Raw genomic sequence first — 21,040 nt, forward strand, 5'->3', positions numbered from 1 at the left:
CAGCGGGAGTGCAGGGCGCACCGGTTGGCTTCGACAGGGCCTGCCCCATGGGGCACTGCCCGGAAGGGAGGGTGCCCGCGCCTGCTCTATGCGGGTGCGGGCACCCCGTCTCAGGCGGCCGTCGTCACCGAGAACCCCGGCGGCAGGGACATCTCGCGGCACTCGCACCGGAGATCAGTGCACAGCTTCTCGTGGGCGAGCACGGCCAGCACCGCGACCTGAAGCCGCGTCTGCTGTTCCAGCTTCTCCACGATCCGCGCAATGTGCGCCTTCACCGTGCGCTCCGCGATCCCCAGCTCCCGGGCCAGTTCCCGGTTCCCGGCTCCCGTGCCCACGAGCAGGAGTACCTCCCGCTCACGACCTGTGAGCCTTTTGAGCTTCCACAGGCCCTTCACCGGATGGGCGCCCATCCGACGGTAGGCACAGGCATGACCGCCTGCATCGGACCGTTCAGTCATTCCGGCCCTTCCTGACCACCGCTTTTCCCCGGAAGACCCCCGTGGCCCGGGCTGCTGCGCTGATCATCTACAACCTAGCGGCTTGCGCCGACGGTATCGCGGATCGTCACGTTGCCTCCACACCCGAAAAGGCGGTGCCCGAAAGGGCATTGTCCCTTCAGGCTGTGCCCGACCGGGCCATGCCTGAAGAGACAATTTCGGTCAAGGAGTCCCGTCCGTAGGTTCGTTGACGATCACACAGAAACCCATACGACACGGGAGTCACGCATGCTCACGTCCACGACCGGCCGTCTCGCCTCTGCCGCCATCGCTACCGTTGCCGGGCTCGCCGTCCTCGCCCCGGCTGCCCACGCCGCCCCGGCGAAGCAGGCGGCCAAGCTGACCGTCCCGGCGTACGAGAAGTACCTGAAGCAGCAGAGCGCCCCGGCCGCAAAGAAGGCCGCCGCCCAGTTCGCCAAGCTGAACAAGAACCAGAAGCAGGTCTTCGTCAAGACCCTCCAGGACCAGAAGGTCTACAAGGCCCTCACCGGCAAGGCCTGGGGCAAGATCCGCAACGTCACCACTGTCGACCGCTACAACAAGAACGTCACCTTCGTCACCAAGGCGTCCTTCAAGACCGCCAAGGGCAAGGCCCGCACCACCACGGCGACGTTCTCCGTGACGGAGAAGATCTTCAACATCCCCGTCACCACCGAGGGCGCCACCCTCGTCTACCCGACCGTCGGCAAGCTCCCCGGCACCACCACGGCCAGCACCGACGTGTTCAACATCAACGCCGCGATCCGTATCGACGCCACCAGCAGCGTCAAGGGCAACGACGCCAGCGGTCGTATCACCGCCCTCCCGCGGGTCAAGTCCTTCGGGAAGAAGGCCGTCAAGCGCGTCACCCTCCACTCCACCAAGCAGGCCTTCATCGGCCAGCTCGTCAACCAGAAGTAACACCCCCGCACGGCGGGGGCCGCACTCCCACCCCCGAGGAGAGCGGCCCCCGTCCCAAAAGACCGAGCGGCGCCCGTGGACAGATTCCCCCGTCCAGCCCTGGTCAGGCGATCGTTTCCCTCTTGCGTACGGGGTGACGGCCGGGCGCCGCTCTCCAGGTCCCCGCAAGGACGCGTTCCCGGTGTACGCCTCTGCAAGGGACCCGCATGTAGCGTCGTGCACGGCTGAACCGGCAGCAGGCCTTCCTGCAGGACCGCCCGAGGGCCGATCGTTCCAGGGCCTGGACACCAAAAGTCCGGGCCCGGGTGTGTCAACTTAACGGCCCTGTCTCACTTTCGGTGGTGACTGAGTGTCGTGACGCGTCGTTGACATTCGTGTAAAGAATATCAACGAGCTTGTCCAGACGGTGTTTTCGGTCCTGTTCCCGCTGGTCATAGACAACGTGGTCGACGAGGGTGAGCGGATCGCGGTATGGGCGAGGACGCCTCAGGACATGGCGCCGTGTCCGGTGTGCGGGGTGCCGTCGGGGCGGGTGCATGGCTATTACTGGCGGACCGTGGCCGATGGACGGGTGGCGGTCCGTGTGCGGGTGCGGCATCTGGTGTGTCCCACCCGCGGCTGCCGACATACCTTCCGCGAGCAGGTGCCCGGGGTCCTGGACCGACACCAGCGACGCACCACCCGTCTGACCAGGCAAATCAAGGCCGTGGTTAAGGAGTTAGCGGCCCGGGCCGAGGCACGTTTGCTGGGGATACTCGCGGCGGGCATCTCGCGCCACACGGCTCTGCGTACCCTGTTGCGCATCCCGCTACCCGCAAGGCGGACGCCCCGCGTGATCGGCGTCGACGACTTCGCTCTGCGCCGGCGCCACCGCTACGCCACCGTTATCATCGATGCCGATACCCATGAGCGGATCGACGTGCTGCCCGACCGCACAGCCGACACCCTGGAGGCGTGGCTTCGCGAGCATCCTGGCATCGAGGTCGTGTGCCGCGACGGCTCCGCGACCTACGCCGAGGCCATCCGCCGAGCCCTGCCCCGTGCGACGCAGATCGGCGATCGGTGGCATCTGTGGCACAACCTGTGTGAAGCCGTCTTGAGCGAGGTCAAAGCGCACAGCACCTGCTGGGCCACCGTGCTGGACGCCCCCATCTATGACGGGCCTCGAGCCCAGACGACGCTGGAACGCTGGCATCAAGTCCATGGCCTGCTCGACCAGGGCGTGGGTCTGCTCGAATGTGCCCGGCGCCTGCAGCTGGCCCTGAACACCGTCAAACGTTACGCCCGAGCCGACCGGCCCGAGCGGATGCTCCGCGTCCCAAATTACCGCGCCAGTCTGGTCGATCCGTTCCGTGAGCACCTGCACCTTCGGGCCGAGGACCCAGGCGTTTCGGTCAACCATCTCTTCGAAGAGATCAAGGCCCTGGGGTTCACGGGCTGCCTGAACCTCCTGCACAAGTACATCAACCAGGGCCGTGCGGACGCCGAACTCATCTCCTCCACCACCATCCCCCTCGACCAGAACGACGGGTACTTCACCCTCCACTCGACCAGGAAGCCGCACCGCTCCCCCCGACCGTGGACACCGTGACCGTCGCGCCCGACCGCAGGGCCGCAACCGTCTCCCTCGGCGAGTGGGGAGACAAGCCTCTCTACGGAACCGTCATCAGCTTCGACCGGCCCTGCGCCCAAGGAACCAAGGGGTGGACCAAGGAAGGCGAGTTCACGCTGATCGGCCCTGCGGGCACCCTCTACGTGACCCCCGGAAACAACGACGTAGAGCTGCCAGAGGCCCCCGCGTGGACCCTGACCCTCTACAGCCGCGGGCGCGGCACACAGGCGGAAAACGGCGACTACTACCTGACCGTCTGGCCCCAGCCCCCTGCATGATCCGAGGGTCCCCGCACAAGAACGCAGGGACCCTCCCGTACGCCAATGTGCCCTTCGGTGCATCGCCCAAGTAGACACTGACGTACTCCCGTTCGACCCCGATACGGTTCAACCTCCATCCCAATAAACGATCTCGAGGGAGAACCGTGCGTCTTTCCCGTGCCGCGTCAGCCGCCCTGGCCCTGGCAACACTGCCCGCCATCGTCGCAACCACGACCGCCGCCTCCCCGCAGGCCGCCCCCAAGAACCCGGCACCCGCCGCCGTGTTCACCTTCGACACAGGCGAGCAGGCATTCGACGCCATGACCTCCACCGGCCAGAAGGTCACCACCCTGGCCACCCACATCGGCCAGGCCGCCGACACCAAAATCCTGGCCGCCGGCAACGAGCGCGCCGTGTCCGACACCACCCTCACGCGCGTCTCCGACCCCCAGGCCCGCGCCGCCTGGGCCGCCTCGTCGCGCTTCGTGGACCTGTCCTGGGCCGACATCGGCGCCTCCCACTACACCGTCTACCGCGACGGCACCCAGATCGCCACGACGTCCACCAACAGCTTCCGCGACACCCAGGTCACGCCGGGCAGCAACGTCGACTACCGCATCATCGGCACCGCCAAGGGCGACACCCACACCTGGGCCCTGAGCGCCACCATCCCCGCCAGCAACAGCGTCCAGGCCCTCAACGCCACGGCGAAGGGCATCGAGGCCAAGGCCCGCAAGTACGACAAGAGCAAGCTGGTGTGGCGCTCCTTCATCCGCCCGACATGGGCCACCGTCCCCGGCTACCTCGAAGACGTCTCCGGCTGCAAGTACACCAAGGGCTACAAGTACGCCGGCGACGCCCACGGTTTCTCCGCCAAGCAGAAGGGCTCCAGCTTCCGCGCCTCCGTGACCGGCACCGTCGACTGGAAGAACGGAAAGACCCCCTGGTCGCGTGCCACCGGAAAGACCCGCGTCTACAAGAAGTCCAACAACCGCCTGGTCGCCACCGGCCAGGCCAGCCCCAAGAAGATCAAGTTCAAGGCCCTCAACGCACACAACGGCAAGGACCGCGGCGTGCGCATCATCGTGGAGGCCACCGACCCCTTCTGCCCCTCCGGCGGCATCCGCCGCGCCGGAATCGGCGCCTCCGCCGTGGTCCAGCTCACCCGCTCCGGCAGCTTCCACGTCACCGGCAAGTACCGCCAGGCCCCCGACCACGAGCTGTACCTGTACAACTACAGCGGCAAGAAGTACAAGACCAAGACGATCTTCCGCGCCAAGATGCTCAACCTGACCTGCCTGTCGCAGCCCGCGTGCCAGATCGCCAACATCGCCGCCAAGGGCTAACCGACCCCGCCCCCCCGCACCCCGACCTGAGGGTGCAATGATCAACAGGCGGTCTCCCGCAGCGGGAGACCGCCTGAAGGGGGTTCACCATGAACGTCACATTCCGCAGCGCCCTCTACTACGCGCACTGCGTCACCCTCGGCTCCGTCTTCACCGGCATCACCGCCGACCGTCTCTGGAGCACCGTCAGCGGCGGCCCATGGGAGCCACTTCTGTACGGCAGCCGCTCCGACTGGATCTTCCCCGTCATCTGCATCGCTGTCCTGACCGCAGCCCGCATGCTGCGCCGCACCGATCCCCGCTGGAAGACCGCCGTCATCGACAGCATCCTCTACCTCACGACGTTCATCGCCTGCATCGCTGCCAGCGCCGTCATGCGGGGGGACGCGGCGGCTGATGCCATCGACGGCGCGTTCTTCATCGCCACCCTCGCCATGTTCACCCTCCAGCTCCCCGCCGCCTGGGCCCTGATCGCCTGGTGCAGCGGCCACCTGGAGACCAGCCCGGCCCAGGCCGAGCGCACGGCGTCCGTCAGCGGCTGACCTTCCCGCTCTTGTCCGGCTTCGTGGCCCAGGCCGTCATCTCGTCCAGCGTGCTCCGGTTGACCTCACCGGCAGACGTCGCTGCGATCCGGTACTGAGAATCGATCACCACGGTGAACGGAACACCCTGGGCCCGAAGCACTTCCTTGGGAATCTTCAGCACCGCACGGCCCTGCGGGTCGTGCAGGTTCGGGTAGGGAACGTGGAACTCGCGGACGAACGCCTTCGCCGACGCCGTGCCACTGCCCTGATTGAGGCCGACGACCACCACACCCTTGTCCTTCATCTCCTTTTCGTACCTGACCAGCAAAGGCGTCTCCCGGCGGCACGGTCCGCACCAGAACGCCCACGCGTTGACCACAATCGTCTTCCCCCGCCACGCGGCAAGGTCGAACGGCTTGCCGTCGATCGTGACACCGGTCAGATCGGGGGCCTTGGGCCGGTTCCTGGCATCGATGGTCAGCGCCCCGGAAGCACTCGTGTGATAGCCGGTCGGGGCAGAGCTGTCCATGGACGCAATGACCACAGCGCCCCCCACCGCCAAGACGGCGGCCACAGCAAACGGAACGATCGAACGCACGGAACGTGTCATTGGCAAGTCCTTCTCCAGTCAAGCTCGTTGGCGCCATCCTCCCAGTTCGCACGGGTCAACCCCCTGGCGGGGTACTGCCCTTCGGGGCAGTGCCCAAAGATCCACTATCGCCCACGCGTTCGACTCAGGCAGCATGGCAGATGCTTCCCGCCACCCCTGGCGGGAAGCAGACCGAACGGAGACTGCCATGCAGATAGGCAAAGCCGCCATCTCGGCCGCCCTCGCGGCCAGCGTGCTCGGCGGCATCGCCGGCGCCACCACCGCGAGCGCCACGACAACTTCCAAGGGATCCGCAGCCGTCGCGGACTACGAGCGGCGCCCCGGCGGCGGCTGGCTGGACTCCTGGAAGAGCAGCGGCAAGAAAGGCCAGAAGAGCGCCGCCCACCCGGTGAAGAAGGGCAAGCACTTCTTCCACTTCGGGATCAAGGGCCGCGGTGAGGGCTGGACCGCCGCCGTTTACAAGAGCGTCAAGGGCAAGGACCCCAAGATCCAGTCCCTCAAGGGCAAGGCCAACGGCACCGAGTACTTCGCCGACCCGAAGAAGTACAGCGCTGGCAACTACTACATCGTCTGGAACTACGCCAAGAAGGGCAAGACGGTCTGGGGCGGCATCGAGTAACCCCTTCCACCGCTCATGCGAAGAGGGGCCCCGCAGGGCGAGGGCCCCTCTTCGCACGTCCGCCTACTTCGACAGCGGCGGATCGTTCTTCTTCCACATCAGCGCGAACGCCTGCTTCTTCAGGTTCGCCGTCTTGTTCGAGTACTTCATCAGCGTGATCGCCGTACCCTTCCTGTCCGACTGGGCGGACATGACCAGCTTCCCCGAGTCGTAGGAGATGATCCGCCGGTCATACAGCACCCACGACTGCGCCTTCGACTTCTTGTTGCAGCCGTACTGCTTGACGACCGCCCCCGACTTCTTCGACGTCGGCGCCAGACACTTGCCCGACTTACGGTTCTGGATCACATACCGGGGCCGCTCAGCCGGCTTGTTCGAGTTCACCCACAGCAGGTTCCACCGCTGCGTGGTCGCCTTCTTGTTGCAGCCCCGCAGCTTCACCGACGCCTTGGACTTCTTCGAGTCCTCCATGGAGAAGCACAGGCCGATCTTGCCGTACACCTTCGTCAGTCCCGTGTTCTTGTACGGATCCGACTCCGCCGGTGCGGCCCCCGCAGGCGCCACCACCCCACCCAGAACCGCCACCGCGGCCCCGGACACCACCAACCCGCGCACCGTCTTCTTCATCTGAAAACCCCTCCTGGATAGGGCCGTTACCGGCCGCTGATGTCGAACTTCTGCGTGGAGACCGCCGTCGTGGACGCCGCCGCGAGGGTCAGCCCCACCCCGACCTCGTCCTTCGGCGCCGTGACCACCCGGCGGGAATCCGCGCTGGCGAACTGGCTGTTGCTGACCGACCACAGCGCCCGCGCAAGCGCCGTACACGCCCCGCCCTCGATAGCGGAGCCCCGCGCGGTCAGGCATTCGTTCGAGCCGTCCCGCCGGATCTGGAACAACCGCTTGCCCTTCGGGTCGTTCTTGATCCAGGTGAGCGTGAACGTCTGCGTCCTCGCCCCATCGGAGCCCTTCGGCGCACACTTGGCCAGCTCCATCGGCTCATGCTCCGGAAGCGACCAGCACAAGCCCGTCGTGCCTAGCACCTTCTCCAACTGGATGCCCGCATACGGGTTCGCCTGGTCGGCGGCCGTAGCCTGCACCGAACCCGAGCCCGACGGAGCGTCATCGGAGTCCGCGCACCCGGCCAGGGCCGCCACCGCACACGCCACCGCCACCGCCACCGCCACCGAAACGAACCTGTTCACCGCGGCGCTCACCGTTGCCCGAAGACGCGCTGCGCCTTGTTCCGCTTGGTCGCATCCCCCATCACCAGCGCCGTCCCCGCGCGTCACCCTTGGCCAGGATCACCCGGCCGGCCGCCACGTTGTGGAACGTGCCGCCCGCCAGCCACCACCGCTTCGCCGTGTCGTGGCCCGCGCACTTGACCTGGGCGACCTTCCCACCCGACAGCGGCCCGACCGCCTTCAGACACAGCCCCGAGCGCTTGTTGCGGATCTCGTACAGGCGCTGCGCCTTCGGATCCCTCGGGTTGACCCACTTCAGGGTGAACGTCTGCGTCACCGCCGCCGCGGAGCCCTTCCTCGCGCACCCCCGCAGCTTCACCACCGCACCCGAACGCTTCGAGCCGTCCAGCGACCAGCACGATCCCGGCGCGCTCTTCTTCACCACCTGCACGTTCACGAACGAGCCGGCGCAGCCCCGGCCGGCGAAACCGCCCCGGCCAGCACCCCCGCCGCAGCTCCCGCCAACACCACACCACGCACCACCGGCCGCATACACGCCTCCAGACTCGAACGATCAAACGGACCCCGAGCCTACGCAGCCCCACTACCCGGCGGTATTGCCTTTGTGGGCAGCGCACTTGTAGGCAATAGACCCCGCACAGGTCCCCCGACCGGCCCTCTATCGTGGGCAGGTGACCAGAACCCGCACCGCCGTGCTGCTGACCGCGCTCGCCGCCATAGCCGCCGCACTGACCGTCGCCGTCAACGAGCAGGCAGACCGCCTCGACCCCGCCCCCCGCGCCCACACCGCCGCCTGCCGCGCCCTGGCTCGCACCTACCCCGACCGGATCGGCGACCTCAAACGCACCGCTACCGCCCCCGGAGCCGCCTCCTACGGCCACGGGAACATCACCCTGCGCTGCGGACTGCCGCCCCTGCTGCCCACCGAAGAGACCTGTGTGACGACCGAAGGCGTCGACTGGGTCATCAAAAAGGGATTCGGTGCCAACCAGGAAAAGACGATCGTCACCTACGGCCGCACCCCGGCCGCCGAAGCCGTCATCTCCGCCGACACCCCCACCGATGTCGCCCTGGTCGAAATCGCGCACGCCGTCAAGGCGCTCCCGGCCAACGGCCGCAAATGCATCAGCGCCTCCGACGTGCCGTCCCCCGGGGCAGTGCCCGAAGAGTCAATACCGGCCCACGGGCCTTGACCCCGAATCCTGGACACGGGTTATGCGGCTGGTGTCAGCGTAGTTGATGTTGTTTCGGAGGCTGTCTCGTAGGCGATCGGGCTGCGTTGTCCGAGGCGGGAGTGACCGTCGGGTGTTGTAGCGGTTGAGCCGGCGGAACGCGTCGAGGCGGGCCTCGCGTTCGCTGGACCAGGTCTTGCGGCCCTGAAGCGTCTCGCGTTTGAACGTCGCGTTGAAGGACTCGGCAAGCGCGTTGTCCGCGCTGGAGCCGATCGCGCTCATGGACTGGCGGACGCCGGCCTGGCGGCAGGCGTCGGCGAAGGCCCGGCTGGTGTTCGTTTCCAACGGCGACCTCGATCCCTACTGGCGCTTCCACGCCGCACGCGAGCACGAACGCCTCTACCCCACCCCGGACCAGCGGCGGTTGGACCTCGCCGCTTGATCACGGGACTACTTGTGGACAGACTGCGACCCATGAGGTTCACAGGCGTGCCCACCGACGCGCAGACCGCCCGCGTCGACGCGGTTCCCTCCTTGCGCAGGCAGGCTCGCCAGTGAGCGCCAACCTGCCCTCCTTCCGCTACCACCCCGAACCCCTCGCAAGCGGATCCATCCGCGAGAGCGCCGAGACCTGCGCCTGCTGCGAGCGCAGCACCGGGTGGATCTACACCGCGACCTTCTACACAGCCCAGGAAGTCAACGGGCGGTTCTGCCCCTGGTGCATCGCTGACGGCAGCGCCGCTGAACGATTCGAAGGTGAATTCACCGACTCATACAGGCTCGGCGGCGTCAGCGAGGAGACCCTGAAGCACGTCACCCGCCGCACCCCCGGCTTCCACGCCTGGCAGGACCCGCACTGGCTCGTCCACTGCAACGAGGCGGCCGCCTTCATCGGCGAGGTCGGATACACCGAACTCGCAGCCCACCCCGACGCACTCGACCAGCTTCGAACCGACCTACGGATGGGCGGTTGGCACGACGCATCCCGGCTCGAGAACTTCCTGACCCACCTCGGGCAGGGCGCAAGCGCCATGCTCTTCCGCTGCACCGTCTGCGGCACCCACCTCGCCTACGCCGACGCTTCATAGCCACGCCCAGCCAGACGCGCCTTTCCCTTCAAAGGAACTGCACCCATCCCGGCAACGGCCGAGGGCGGTGCCACGAGCTGCCGCAGGGTGGCGGCCCGGCCCTGGGGGGAGGGATGCCCGCGGCGGTGAGGCGTCTGCCGAGGGCGGCGGGGTCCACGGGCTGTCCGGCCCGGCGCCCGGAGAAGAGCCAGTCGCAGGCGGGCAGGGTGGCGTTGGGCCGGTTCGGGCGCCCGGTGCGTATGCAGTCGAGGAGTATGCCGGCGAAAGGCTCGGGCACGGGCTGTCCGCGTACTCTCCGATGCGGCCGGGCCGGGCCTCTCCAGGCCGCCAACGTCGGCTCGATTGCGGCCCGGCACCCCGGCTCGATCAGAGCCCACTGTGCGATCGTTAAAAAGCCTGGAGAATCGAACGCTTGAGTTCCATTGCCCCTTCGGGCAATGCCCGAAAGGGCCCCTCACACGTGGGCAATGCCCCTTCGTGCAGGGGAAGTTGACGGCCTCGTAAAGGCGTGAACGGTCGATCACTGTCAGGTAGGTTGGTTTCGGTCGCAGACGCAACCAGGCCACGGGGGTCTGCTGGAAACGCTGCGGCCAGGAAGGACCGACGTGACCAAACGGTCCGACGCGGGAGCGACAGCCTGTCCCTACCGTCGCACCGGGCACAGCCCCGAGCCAGGCGTGTGGCGGCTGAACCGACTGACCGAGAGAGAAAGAGAGGTTCTCCTGCTGCTGGGAACGGGACAGGGCAACCGCGAGCTCGCACGGGAACTGGGGATCGCGGAACGCACGGTGAAAGCGCACATCGCAAACATCGTGGCGAAGCTGGGACAGCAGACGCGGACACAGGCGGCGATCGTCTCCGCCCTGGCCCACGGATCACTGTGCACCGACCCGATGTGCTCGCGGCACCTCGGCCAGATACCGGCCCAGCGGCGCGCGCAGTCCGTCGCGTGAGGCGGCGATAGCCCACCTTCGTGCAACGGCGCGTCTTGCCGGCATGCCGGTTCGGGGCCGGTGTCACAGTGATCACACTGCCGGCCCCGGGCCAGCCGTGCCCCGCACCTCTCGCCCAGCCATGCTGACCGGACAAAACCCTCGCGGAGCCTCTGACGCCGTCTCAAGGTTGAGAGTGGTCGAAAAGTTACTCACGGGGTCGGTTTCTGCGCGGCCGGTGATCACCCGGCTGTAGATATACATGCCGGACCGCGGCACAGGGATGAGAGTGACCGTCTCATCCGGTGGGCCTCGGCTCCAAGAACGGGGAACCATGACCAGGTATCAGCGCGTGGTCGCTGCGGCAGGGCCACTTGCCGCCAGCGCCGCACTCGTCTTCGGTGGCACCGCAGCAGGCGCCACCACCTCCGGCCTTCCCTATGGGCCGGGCTCGCAGGCCCACTACACGGTGCAGAAGCAATCGGCCCGAGGCGTCTGCCACTACCGCAGCTACAAGAACCAGCCGCTGCCCGACAGCCACTGCACCCCGGGCGCACTGAACCCGAAAGTGACTGCCAGGACACTCAGGACCACCATCTGCAACCCGGGGTACAGCTCCAAGATCAGGCCCCCGGCGTCAGTGACGGGTGCGGAGAAGTCGGCGAACGCCACGTCGTACAGCTACCGGGGCAGTCTGCACGATGCCGAGTCCGACCACCTGGTCTCTCTGTCGCTGGGCGGTGACCCCAACGACCCGCGCAACCTCTGGGTCGAGCCCCCGAGCCCTGGGCGCAGGCCGGGAGCGGGGCCGAACAACGACAAGGACAAGGTCGAGGCTCGTCTGCACACGGCCATCTGCAGCGGCAGGGTCACTCTTGCCTCGGTTCAGAAGGCAATCGCGACGAACTGGGTCACTGCGGAAGCCGAACTCGGCCTGAAGTAGCGGCTGCATCGGGTGTCGCTGTCATTAATGGGTCGAGCACAAGTTGCTGCTCGCGCTCCGCGAACTGTGAGAGGGCGACGACTTGTGGTCACGTGACGGGAGGCATTTCGGTAGGCGGGCCACCACCTTCCCAAGCGGGAGATCCCCCGTGCCGTGGGGCTGATGCCGCCGGACAGTACCGCCACCGTTGGTCAGGGGGGGCGGGTGCACCCTGACGCGATGGCTCGCGGTCGGTCTTACGACGGGGTGCGGGCGCGCCTCTTCCACACGGCCGTCGCCGTTGCTGCCACCGCGGCCGTGAGCGCCGAGGCTGCGGCGGGGTGGCGGGCCAGTGCGGCTTCGAGGGACCGGCTGTGGGATGTCGTGTCGAAGGCGCCGTGGGCGCCGTGGTCCGTGCCCTTCGGCCGGTCGACCGGTTCGAAGAGGTTGCTCTCGCCGCTCGGCGGCTGCTGGTCGGTCTGCTGGGCTTCGAAGCCGGTGCGGGCCAGGTAGCGGTCCAGCAGGGCGGGGGCCAGGCGGTTGGCCCAGATCGTCGCAACCGTGGTGGCGCCGACGTAGTACTGCTTGCGGCGCGGATGATCGGCCGCGTACACCGCGCCCCGCGCGGCCACCTCTGGCTGATAGATGGGCGGGACGGGCTGCGGGTGCCGGGGCAGGCGGGAGCGTACCCAGGAGAACTGCGGGGTGTTGACTGCGGGCATCTGAACGACCGTGATGTGCACGTTGCTGCCCCGGTGCAGCAGTTCGGTGCGCAGGGAGGAGGTGAATCCGTTGATGGCGTGCTTGGCACCGCAGTACGCCGACTGCAGCGGGATGGCCCGCTCCCCGAGTGCGGAGCCGATCTGCACCACGGTGCCGTGGTCGCGTGGCAGCATCCGCCTCAGCGCGGTCCGGGTGCCGTTGACGAAGCCCAAGTAGGTCACGTGGGTGACCCGGTCGTACTCCTCGGCGGTGATGTCGTCGAAGGTGGCGAACACGCTGGTGAACGCGGAGTTGATCCAGACGTCGATGGGGCCGAAGAACTGCTCGGCGGCCTCGGCGGCCCTCTCGACCTGGTGGGCGTCGGCGGTGTCGGCGACCTGGACGAGCGAATGGCCCCCGAGGGATTCCACCTCCTTCGCAGCGGCATCGAGGCCGGCCCGGCCGCGCGCGATGAGCACCACGTTGGCGCCGCGTTCGCCGTAGAGGCGGGCGGTGGCGCGGCCGATGCCGGCGCTGGCTCCGGTGACGACGACGGTTTCGGGCATGGTCAGCCTCCTTCAGTCGTGGGCGAGGTGGGCGGCGCTGTCCAGCAGGAGGGCGTGCACGAAGCCCTGCGGGAGGTTGCCGCGCAGTTGCCGCTGGGTGATGTCGAACTCCTCGGCGTACAGGCCGGACGCCCCGCAGGCGCTGCGGCCGCGCTCGAACCATCGGTGTGCGTCGACCGCGCAGCCCTGCTGGTGTTCGGCCATGGCCATCACGAACCCGCACATCAAGAACGCTCCCTCGGCTTCTCCGAGGGGCCTGGCGTCGTGGCGGAAGCGGTAGAGGAAGTGGTCCTGGGCCAGCTGGTCGCGGCAAGCGGCGAGGGTGGCGCGGGTGCGGGCGTCGTCGGCGGTGAGGGCCCCGCGGACGGCGGGCAGGAGCAGTGCCGCGTCGGCGGACGGGTCGTCGGGGGCGCGCTGCCAGTGGCCGCCCGGGTGCAGGCAGTTGGCGGACGTGTCGGCGAGGAGTGTGTCAGCGAGGTGGGTGCAGGTGTCGGTGAGGGGACGGTGGGCAGCGGTGTCGGCCAGGGCGCGGAGTCCGGCTACACAGGTGAGGCGGCTGTGGGTCCACGAACGGGCCTCCAGTTCCCAGATTCCGGCGTCTGGTTCGCGCCATCGTTCGGCGATGGCTCGTACCGCGACCTCGGCGGCCTTGAAGGCGTCGGCGCTCAGACGGTCTGCGCGCTGGGCGGCGGCGAACAGCAGGAGGGCCTCTCCGAAGCAGTCCAGCTGGAACTGCTCGGACACATGGTTGCCGATGCGGCTGAAGCCGCCGGGATAGCCGGGCAGATCGAGTTCCCGCTGCTGCGGCACCGTGTCGCCGTGCACGGTGTAGGCGGGGGCGAGGCGCGGTCCGTCGGCGAGGAGCCGTTCGCTCACGAAGCGGACGGCCGTGTCGAGCAGGTCGTGGGCTCCTGCGGCGGCCGCCGCCTGCCCGGCGTAGCTCTGGTCGCGGATCCAGACGTACCGGTAGTCGTAGTTGCGGCCGGTCTCCGCGCGTTCGGGCAGGCTGGTGGTGGCCGCGGCGACCATGCCGCCGCCGTGGCCGGTCAGGCCGCGCAGCACGGCGTAGGCGCGTCGGCTGTCGAGGGTGGCGATGGTGTTCTTCAACGGGGGTACCGCCTCATGCCACGCATGCTCGGTCGCGGCCCACGCCTGCTCGGCCCGAGGGAGTGGACGGTGGAGCGGGGACGCGGAACATTCCAGGACCAGGTCGTGCTGTTCGCCGGGCCTGAGTAGCAGGTCGGCGGTCAGGCCCTGTGTTCGGGGGACAGCTGCCGGGGCGCCCTGCCAGCGCAGGCGGTGGTGGCCGGAGGTGAGGTGCCACACGCCGTCCTCGGCGCGGCTGGGGGTGGCCGGGGCACAGCCGTACTCGGCGTGCGGGCCGAGGACGACGCGGACGCGGGCGGGTCCGTCGACGGCGATCAGCTGTCGCAGCAGGACCAGCCGGTTCGGCTCGCCGGGGAAGGCGAGCGCCTCGCGGCACTCGATCACCCCTTCGGTGGTGACCCAGCGACTGCGCCAGATCAGCGTGCCCTCCTCGTAGTGGCCGCCGGCGACGTAGTGGCAGCGCGGGGTGACGGCATACACACCACGGCCGCCGATGAGGGTGGCGAAGACAGCGCCGTCGTGCCAGCTGGGCGCGCACAGCCAGGCGATGGCTCCGTCGGGTCCGATCAAGGCGCCGCGCTCGCCGTCGGCCAGCAACGCGTAGTCGTGCAGGGCGTGCGGCGGGAAGTCCGTGGGCTGCATGGGCGGATGCCTCCTGCTGTCAGGCCACCCGGTAGGGGTGTGCCCGCTCCGGGGCGAGGCCGAGACCGAGGCCGGGCGCGCCGTCGGCGCCGGGCGTCAGGATGCCGCCGGGGGCGGAGAGGACGCCGTCGAAAAAGGTGCGTTCGATGCGGACGTGGTCGTGGAACCACTCGAGGTGGCGCAGGTTGGGCACCGCGGCGGCGGCGTGCGCATGGGCGTGCGGGGCGCAGTGTCCGGAGATGTCGATGCCGTGGGCCTCGGCGAGAGCGGCGGCGCGCAGCCAGACGGTGATGCCTCCGCAGCGGGTGACGTCGGCCTGGAGGCAGTCCACCGCTCCGGCGGCGAGCAGGTGCGCGAAGTACGGCAGGGTGTAGCCGTACTCGCCGGCCGTCACCTCCTGGGGCACTTGGTCGCGGATCGCGGCGAGGGTGCCCGGGTGGTCGGAGGAGACCGGCTCCTCGAACCAGGTGACGCCCTCGTCGGCAAGCGCCCGGCCCATCCGCACGGCCTGCTTGGCGCCGTAGCCGCCGTTGGCGTCGACGTAGAGCTCGGCAGAGTCACCGATGACGGCTCGGGCCCGGGCGACGCGCCGCTGGTCGCGTTCCTCGCGGCACCCCCACGACTCCGCGATCTTGATCTTGACACGGGGAATGCCGTCGTCCTCGACCCAGCCGCGCAGTTGCCGTTCCAGCCGGTCGTCGTCGTACGTGGTGAAGCCGCCGCTGCCGTAGACGGGCACGTCGTCGCGGGCCGCGCCCAGCAGGCGCACCAGCGGGAGGCCGAGGAGGCGGGCCTTGCAGTCCCACAGCGCGATGTCCACGGCCGAGATCGCCTGGGCGGCCACGCCGGGCTGCCCGGCGTTGCGCACCGCCCGGTGCATGGCTTCGTTCACCCGTGGCACGTCGAGGGCGGGAGAGCCCGTGACCACGCCGACGAGCAGGTCGTCGACGACACGTGCCGTCGCGGCGGGCGCGTAGGTGTAGCCGAGGCCGGTGACGCTCCCGCAGGCGACGGTCGCCACGACCAGGGTCGTGCTGTCCCAGGCGAGGGTGCCGTCTGCCTCGGGGGCGTCGGTGGGCACGGTGTAGACGGCTGTGTCCACCCGCTCCACGACCGGGCTGTCGCTCATGTGCCGTCCTTCTCGTCCCTCGCCCCGGGCCGGTCCGTGCGGTGGCGGTGGCCGGGCAGGAACTCCTGGACCTTGGCCTTGAAGCCCTGGCGGACCATGGCCGCCCGGTCGCTGTCGCCCTTGAGGACCGAGGTCGCCGCTGCCTCGATCTGGTCGAGGGTCGCGTGCGGCGGGATCGGTGGGACGGCGGGGTCGGTCACGAAGTCCAGGACGCAGGGCCGGTCGGCGGCCAGCGCGGCCTGCCAGGCGTCCACGACGTCGCCCGGTTTCTCGACCCGTATGCCTTTGAGGCCCACCATGCGGGCGAAGTCGGCGTAGGCGATGTCGGGGATCGACTGGGAGGGCAGGAACTGCGGGGCGCCTTCCATGGCCCGCATCTCCCAGGTGACCTGGTTGAGGTCCTGGTTGTTCAGTACCGCCACGATCAGCCGGGGGTCCTCCCATTCGGGGTAGTACTTCGCGACGGTGATCAGCTCGGCCATGCCGTTCATCTGCATCGCCCCGTCTCCGACGAGCGCGATCGCCGGCCGGTCGCCGTGCGCGAACTTGGCGCCGATCGCGTACGGCACCCCGGGCCCCATCGTGGCGAGCGTGCCGGACAGCGAACCGCGCATGGCACCGCGCAGCCGCAGATGGCGGGCGTACCAGTTGGCGGCCGAGCCGGAGTCGGAGGAAAGGATCACGTTCTCCGGCAGCAGGCCGTCCAGCGCGTGGACGACGTACTCGGGGTTGAGCGGGTCGGCGTCGACCGCGGCGCGCCGCTGCATGACCTCCCACCAGCGGGCGGTGTTCTTCTCGATCCGCTCGCGCCAGCTGTCGTGCTTCTTCGTGTCGAGCAGCGGCAGCAGCCGGGCCAGCGTCCGACGGGCGTCGCCGACGAGGTTGACCTCGAACGGGTAGCGCATCCCGACCATGTGCGGGTCGATGTCGATCTGCACGGCCCGCGCCTGCCCGAACTCCGGCAGGAACTGCGTATAGGGGAAGGAGGAGCCGATGACGAGGAGGGTGTCGCAGCCCACCATCAGCTCGTACGAGGGCCGGGTGCCCAGCAGTCCGATGGAGCCGGTGACATACGGCAGGTCGTCGTCGAGGGCGTCCTTGCCCAGCAGCGCCTTGGCCACGCCGGCGCCGAGCCGGTCGGCGACCGCCATGACCTCCTGCCGGGCCCCGCGGGCGCCCTGCCCGACCAGGAGCGCGACCTTCTCGCCCGCGTTGAGCACCTCGGCGGCACGGGCGAGGTCCTCGTCGCCCGGCACCGGAGCGTACTGCGGCATACCGAGGCTGGAGGGCACCATCTTGAAGGCGTGTCCGGGCGGTGAGTAGTCCAGCTCCTGGACGTCGGCGGGGATGATCAGAGCCGTCGGAGAACGGCGTGCCACGGCGGTGCGGATCGCCCGGTCCAGGACGCCTGGCAGCTGCTCGGGGACGGTGACCATCTCGCAGAAGTCCGAGGCGACGTCCTTGTACAGGCTGACCAGGTCGACCTCCTGCTGGTAGGAGCCGCCCATGGCACTGCGGTTGGTCTGTCCGACGATCGCGACGACGGGCACGTGGTCGAGCTTGGCGTCGTACAGCCCGTTGAGGAGGTGGATGGCGCCGGGCCCGGACGTGGCGGCGCACACCCCGATCTTGCCGGAGAACTTGGCGTAGCCGACGGCTTCGAAGGCCGACATCTCCTCGTGCCGGGACTGGATGAAGCGGGGGTTGTCGTCGGCACGGCCCCAGGCCGCGAGCAGACCGTTGATGCCGTCACCGGGGTAGGCGAAGACATGCTCCACCTCCCATGCGCGCAGGCGATCGAGGAGATGGTCGGAAACCTTCTGCGACATGTTCGACAACCTTTCCGGTAGTGCCTTCAGTGCCTTTGCGAAGAGGGATCAGAGGTGGTGCGGCGAGCGCAGCGCCGCTCGACCGGCGACTGCCGCGGCGGCCGTCGTCAGGGTGGCCGCGCGCATGCGGTGGCCGCCCAGCGGGCCGCGCGGGAGGGCGGGGCGGGACGTACGGCCAGGCGTTCGGGGTGCTCGGTCGGGAGTGTGCCCTCCAGGCCGAGGGCCAGGACCTCCGCCAGGTGCAGGGCCCGCCGTCCGGTACCGCCCTGTTCGATCTGGGTACGGCAGCTGAAGCCGTCGGCGAGGACGAGATGATCCGGGGCGGTGGCGCGGACCGCGGGCAGGACGCCCTGTTCTGCGACGGCCATGGAGACCTCGTGGTGGCCGCGTTCGAAGCCGAAGTTGCCGGCCAGGCCACAGCAGCCTTCGTCGAGGACGTCGGCGTCGAGGTGAGCGCGGCGCATCAGCTCGCGGTCCGCGTCGAACTTCATGATGGCGTGCTGGTGGCAGTGGGTCTGCACGGTCGCCCGCCTGCTGAGCCGCGGGGGCCGCCAGTCGCCGGGCGCGTGGTGGACGAGGTGTTCGGCGAAGGTGCGGACCTGTCCGGCCAGCCGCTTGACGTCCTGGTCGGCGGGCATCAGCTCGGGGGCGTCGGAGCGGAAGACGGCGGTGCAGGACGGTTCGAGGCCGATGACCGGGGTGCCCGCCTCCAGGTAGGGGCGCAGTACGCCGAGGGTGCGGCGCAGCACCTTCTGCGCGAGTGGCAGCTGCCCGGTGGAGATCCAGGTCAGCCCGCAGCACACCGGCCGGGTGGGTACGGCGACGCGGAAGCCGGCGTCCTCCAGGACGCGTACGGCCGAGACGGCGATCGAGGGATGGAAGGAGTTGCTGAAGGTGTCCGGCCACAGGACGACGGTGCGTGGGTCGGCCGGGTCGGGTTCCTCGATGCCGCGGTTCTGCCACCACTGCTGGAAGGACTGCTCGGCGAACACCGGTGCCGAGCGGGCCTCGTCCACGTCGGCCAGGCGCTTGCCCGCCCGTGCCAGACCGGGCGCGTGCAGGACACTGTTGACCAGCCCGGGTGCGATACGGGACAGCCGGGCCCATACGGGGAGCCAGCCCATGGAGTAGTGGGCGGCGGGGCGCACCCGGCCCTCGTAGTGGTGGGCGAGGAACTCCGCCTTGAGGGTGGCCATGTCGACGCCGGTCGGGCAGTCCGACTTGCAGCCCTTGCAGGCCAGGCACAGGTCCAGCGCGTCGCGAACCTCGGTGGAGTGCCAGCCGTCGGTGACGGCAGAGTCGGCATGGCCGTCGAGCATCTCGAACAGCAGCCTGGCGCGGCCGCGGGTGGAGTGTTCCTCCTCCATGGTGGCCCGGTAGGAGGGGCACATGACGCCCCCGGAGTGGCCGCGGCAGTTGCCGATGCCCACACACCGCATCACCGCCCGGTTGAAGGAATGGTCGTCCTCGGGGAAGCCGAAGTGCGTCGCCGGGGTCCTCGGGCGCCAGGCGGAACCGAGACGCAGCTGGCCGTCGACGGGGTTGGGATGGACGATCTTGCCGGGATTCATCCGGTTGTCCGGGTCGAACAGCGCCTTCAGCTCGCCGAACGCGCCCACCAGCCGCTCACCGAACATACGGGTGAGCAGCTCTCCCCGGGACTGGCCGTCGCCGTGCTCGCCGGAGAGGGAACCGCCGTAGGAGACGACGAGATCGGCGGCCCGCTCCAGGAAGCGGCGGAAGTCGGCAACGCCTTCGGCGGTGCGGAGCCCGAACGGGATGCGGGTGTGGACGCAGCCCTGCCCGAAGTGCCCGTACAGGGACGGGTGGTCGTAGTCGAACTCCCCGAACAACTCCTTCAGGTCCCGCAGATAATCGCCGAGCCGCTCGGGCGGTACGGCCGAGTCCTCCCAGCCCTCCCACGTCTCCCGGTCGTCGGGCGGGCGGGCGGTGACGCCGAGCCCGGCCTCGCGCGCCCTGAGCATCCGCTGCTCGCGCTCGGGATCGTCGGAGAACGCGACCTCGGCGTCCTTCTCGGTGCGGCCGACGGCGCGCAGCAGGGCGTGCGCCTGCTCGTCGACCTCCTCCTGGCTGTCGCCGCCGAACTGCAGCATCAGCCAGCTGTCACCCTGCGGCAGGGCGTTCAAAGATGCCAGGTAGGCGCCTTCCTCGCGCATCAGCTGGGCCATCCGGCCGTCCAGCGCCTCCAACTGCCCGGGCGAACAGTGCTCAAGCAGCCGGGGCACGTCGTCGGCGGCGGCGCAGATGTCGTCGTAGCCGAGGACCAGCAGCGACTGGTACGCGGGTACCGGCACCAGGTCTAGTTCGGCGTGCAGCACGGTCACCAGGGTTCCCTCGCTGCCGACCAGCGCCCGGGCCACGTCGAAGCCGTTTTCCGGCAGCAGCGAGTCGAGGTTGTAGCCGGAGACCCGGCGCGGGATCTTCGGGTAGCCGCGGCGGATGTCGGCGAGGTACTCGGTGACGATACGGTCCAGGCCGGCGTAGAGCTCGGCGCGGCGGCCGCCCTCCGCGGCGATTTGCGCCCGCTCAGCCTTCGAGGTCGGCCCGACCCACATCCGGACGCCGTCGTAGGTGAGCACCTCCAGACGGCGCACGTTGTCGACGGTCTTGCCGTATGCCTGCGCGGACGCGCCGCACGAGTTGTTGCCGATCATGCCGCCCAGTGCACAGTGGCTGTGCGTCGACGGCTTCGGGCCGAACTGCAGCCGATGGCCGGCCAGCCGCCGGTTGAGCACGTCCAGCACGATTCCCGGCTCGACCACGCAGGTCCGGGCGTCGGGATCGACGGCGACGAGCCGGTGGCAGTACTTGCTCCAGTCGATCACCACGGCCGTGTTCGTCGACTGTCCGGCGAGGCTGGTGCCGCCGCCCCGCGACAGGACCGGGGCACCGAACCGGGCGCACACCCGCACCGCCGCCATCCCGGCTTCCACCGTACGAGGCACCACCACGCCGATCGGCACCTGCCGGTAGTTGGAGCCGTCCGTGGCGTAGGCGCCCCTGCTGCCCGCGTCGAACCTGACCTCGGCGTCCACCTCCTCGACCAGGGCCGCCGTCAGCCCGGCCACGTCCACGCCCGCGGAAGTACCGAAGGAGGTGCGAGTCATCAGGGGTAACCGCCTTCCTCAGCCGTGCACCGTGCGGGAGGCGTCGCGCCGTTCCCGGGGATCCGCGATGCCTCAGCTCCCGGGTACCCACCCCTGAACGCGCAATGGCACCCACTTCGGGGTCCGGCACCAGGATTCGGTGCGGTCGGAACCGGCCCGTAGCCGCGCGGGTGCGGGCACCACCAGGCGCTCACCAGTCGGAATTCCCGCAGGCCCCTCTCCATCGCAAGTGGCAGACCAAGTGCTGCGTAGA

General features: G+C 69.2%; 20 protein-coding genes and 2 pseudogenes. 11 read left to right on the forward strand and 11 right to left on the reverse strand.

From position 1 onward, the window contains the following. Positions 1–110 precede the first annotated feature (110 nt). A complete protein-coding gene (locus N8I87_RS32545; protein WP_263214068.1) occupies positions 111–458 on the reverse strand; it encodes a response regulator transcription factor in 348 nt (115 codons plus the stop codon). A 267-nt stretch (positions 459–725) separates the two neighbouring features. Between N8I87_RS32545 and N8I87_RS32550 the strand changes: the two genes are divergently transcribed. The 5 genes and pseudogenes from N8I87_RS32550 to N8I87_RS32570 all read left to right on the forward strand — a co-directional run bounded on the left by N8I87_RS32550 (position 726) and on the right by N8I87_RS32570 (position 5,157). Continuing rightward, positions 726–1,397, forward strand: coding sequence for a hypothetical protein (locus tag N8I87_RS32550; RefSeq protein ID WP_263214070.1), 672 nt, complete (start codon positions 726–728; stop codon positions 1,395–1,397). Positions 1,398–1,767: 370 nt separating this feature from the next. After that, positions 1,768–2,886, forward strand: a pseudogene (locus N8I87_RS32555) (ISL3 family transposase); the annotation flags it as partial. Positions 2,887–2,984: 98 nt separating this feature from the next. After that, positions 2,985–3,287 (forward strand): hypothetical protein, encoded by a 303-nt coding sequence (locus N8I87_RS32560; protein ID WP_263214071.1) that lies wholly within the window; start codon positions 2,985–2,987, stop codon positions 3,285–3,287. Between the two features lie 146 nt (positions 3,288–3,433). Further along, positions 3,434–4,615, forward strand: coding sequence for a hypothetical protein (locus N8I87_RS32565; RefSeq protein ID WP_263214072.1), 1,182 nt, complete (start codon positions 3,434–3,436; stop codon positions 4,613–4,615). A gap of 89 nt (positions 4,616–4,704) precedes the next feature. Further along, on the forward strand, positions 4,705–5,157 hold the full coding sequence (locus N8I87_RS32570) for a hypothetical protein (RefSeq protein ID WP_263214073.1): 453 nt from the start codon (positions 4,705–4,707) through the stop codon (positions 5,155–5,157). Here the strand turns inward: N8I87_RS32570 and N8I87_RS32575 are convergent. Beyond that, on the reverse strand, positions 5,147–5,749 hold the full coding sequence (locus N8I87_RS32575; protein WP_263214075.1) for a TlpA family protein disulfide reductase: 603 nt from the start codon (positions 5,747–5,749) through the stop codon (positions 5,147–5,149). The two genes, N8I87_RS32570 and N8I87_RS32575, sit on opposite strands and share 11 nt — an antisense overlap. 187 nt (positions 5,750–5,936) lie before the next feature. Here N8I87_RS32575 and N8I87_RS32580 point away from each other — a divergent pair, with 187 nt between their 5' ends. Next, the gene (locus N8I87_RS32580; RefSeq protein WP_263214076.1) at positions 5,937–6,368 is read left to right on the forward strand and encodes a hypothetical protein; all 432 of its coding nucleotides are present in this window, start codon (positions 5,937–5,939) and stop codon (positions 6,366–6,368) included. A 63-nt stretch (positions 6,369–6,431) separates the two neighbouring features. Here N8I87_RS32580 and N8I87_RS32585 read toward each other — a convergent pair whose 3' ends face one another. From N8I87_RS32585 to N8I87_RS32595, 3 genes are all read right to left on the reverse strand, one after another. Continuing rightward, on the reverse strand, positions 6,432–6,995 hold the full coding sequence (locus tag N8I87_RS32585; RefSeq protein ID WP_263214077.1) for an RICIN domain-containing protein: 564 nt from the start codon (positions 6,993–6,995) through the stop codon (positions 6,432–6,434). A 26-nt stretch (positions 6,996–7,021) separates the two neighbouring features. Then, positions 7,022–7,570: an RICIN domain-containing protein gene (locus N8I87_RS32590; protein ID WP_263214078.1), complete on the reverse strand. Its 549-nt coding sequence runs from the start codon at positions 7,568–7,570 to the stop codon at positions 7,022–7,024. A gap of 61 nt (positions 7,571–7,631) precedes the next feature. After that, positions 7,632–7,991 (reverse strand): RICIN domain-containing protein, encoded by a 360-nt coding sequence (locus N8I87_RS32595; RefSeq protein ID WP_263214079.1) that lies wholly within the window; start codon positions 7,989–7,991, stop codon positions 7,632–7,634. Between the two features lie 250 nt (positions 7,992–8,241). Here N8I87_RS32595 and N8I87_RS32600 point away from each other — a divergent pair, with 250 nt between their 5' ends. Further along, on the forward strand, positions 8,242–8,763 hold the full coding sequence (locus N8I87_RS32600) for a DUF3515 domain-containing protein (protein ID WP_263214080.1): 522 nt from the start codon (positions 8,242–8,244) through the stop codon (positions 8,761–8,763). Between the two features lie 20 nt (positions 8,764–8,783). Here N8I87_RS32600 and N8I87_RS32605 read toward each other — a convergent pair. After that, positions 8,784–9,072 (reverse strand): annotated as a pseudogene (locus N8I87_RS32605) (integrase core domain-containing protein); the annotation flags it as partial. Between N8I87_RS32605 and N8I87_RS32610 the strand changes: the two are divergent. The 4 genes from N8I87_RS32610 to N8I87_RS32625 all read left to right on the forward strand — a co-directional run bounded on the left by N8I87_RS32610 (position 8,963) and on the right by N8I87_RS32625 (position 11,705). Then, complete coding sequence (locus N8I87_RS32610; RefSeq protein ID WP_263216995.1) at positions 8,963–9,184, forward strand: hypothetical protein; 222 nt, start codon at positions 8,963–8,965, stop codon at positions 9,182–9,184. The pseudogene N8I87_RS32605 and the gene N8I87_RS32610 overlap by 110 nt on opposite strands. A 112-nt stretch (positions 9,185–9,296) precedes the next feature. Beyond that, on the forward strand, positions 9,297–9,830 hold the full coding sequence (locus N8I87_RS32615) for a CbrC family protein (RefSeq protein ID WP_263214082.1): 534 nt from the start codon (positions 9,297–9,299) through the stop codon (positions 9,828–9,830). Between the two features lie 605 nt (positions 9,831–10,435). Beyond that, complete coding sequence (locus N8I87_RS32620) at positions 10,436–10,783, forward strand: helix-turn-helix domain-containing protein (RefSeq protein WP_317633512.1); 348 nt, start codon at positions 10,436–10,438, stop codon at positions 10,781–10,783. Between the two features lie 313 nt (positions 10,784–11,096). Next, entirely contained in the window at positions 11,097–11,705 is a 609-nt protein-coding gene (locus tag N8I87_RS32625; RefSeq protein ID WP_263214083.1) for a hypothetical protein, read from the forward strand. Between the two features lie 236 nt (positions 11,706–11,941). Here the strand turns inward: N8I87_RS32625 and N8I87_RS32630 are convergent, their stop codons facing one another. The 5 genes from N8I87_RS32630 to N8I87_RS32650 form a co-directional block, all read right to left on the reverse strand. Then, positions 11,942–12,952 carry an SDR family oxidoreductase gene (locus N8I87_RS32630; protein ID WP_263214085.1) on the reverse strand — a complete coding sequence of 337 codons (1,011 nt, stop codon included), beginning with the start codon at positions 12,950–12,952 and terminating at the stop codon, positions 11,942–11,944. A gap of 12 nt (positions 12,953–12,964) precedes the next feature. Then, complete coding sequence (locus N8I87_RS32635) at positions 12,965–14,701, reverse strand: glycoside hydrolase family 15 protein (RefSeq protein ID WP_263214086.1); 1,737 nt, start codon at positions 14,699–14,701, stop codon at positions 12,965–12,967. A 19-nt stretch (positions 14,702–14,720) separates the two neighbouring features. Continuing rightward, positions 14,721–15,830 (reverse strand): enolase C-terminal domain-like protein, encoded by a 1,110-nt coding sequence (locus N8I87_RS32640; protein ID WP_263214087.1) that lies wholly within the window; start codon positions 15,828–15,830, stop codon positions 14,721–14,723. Then, entirely contained in the window at positions 15,827–17,659 is a 1,833-nt protein-coding gene (locus tag N8I87_RS32645; protein WP_263214088.1) for a thiamine pyrophosphate-requiring protein, read from the reverse strand. The genes N8I87_RS32640 and N8I87_RS32645 overlap by 4 nt, the downstream gene beginning before the upstream one ends. Positions 17,660–17,766: 107 nt before the next feature. Then, a complete protein-coding gene (locus N8I87_RS32650) occupies positions 17,767–20,787 on the reverse strand; it encodes an FAD-binding and (Fe-S)-binding domain-containing protein (RefSeq protein WP_263214089.1) in 3,021 nt (1,006 codons plus the stop codon). Positions 20,788–21,040 lie beyond the last annotated feature (253 nt).

It is taken from the genome of Streptomyces sp. HUAS 15-9 (assembly GCF_025642155.1).
Lineage (GTDB): Bacteria > Actinomycetota > Actinomycetes > Streptomycetales > Streptomycetaceae > Streptomyces.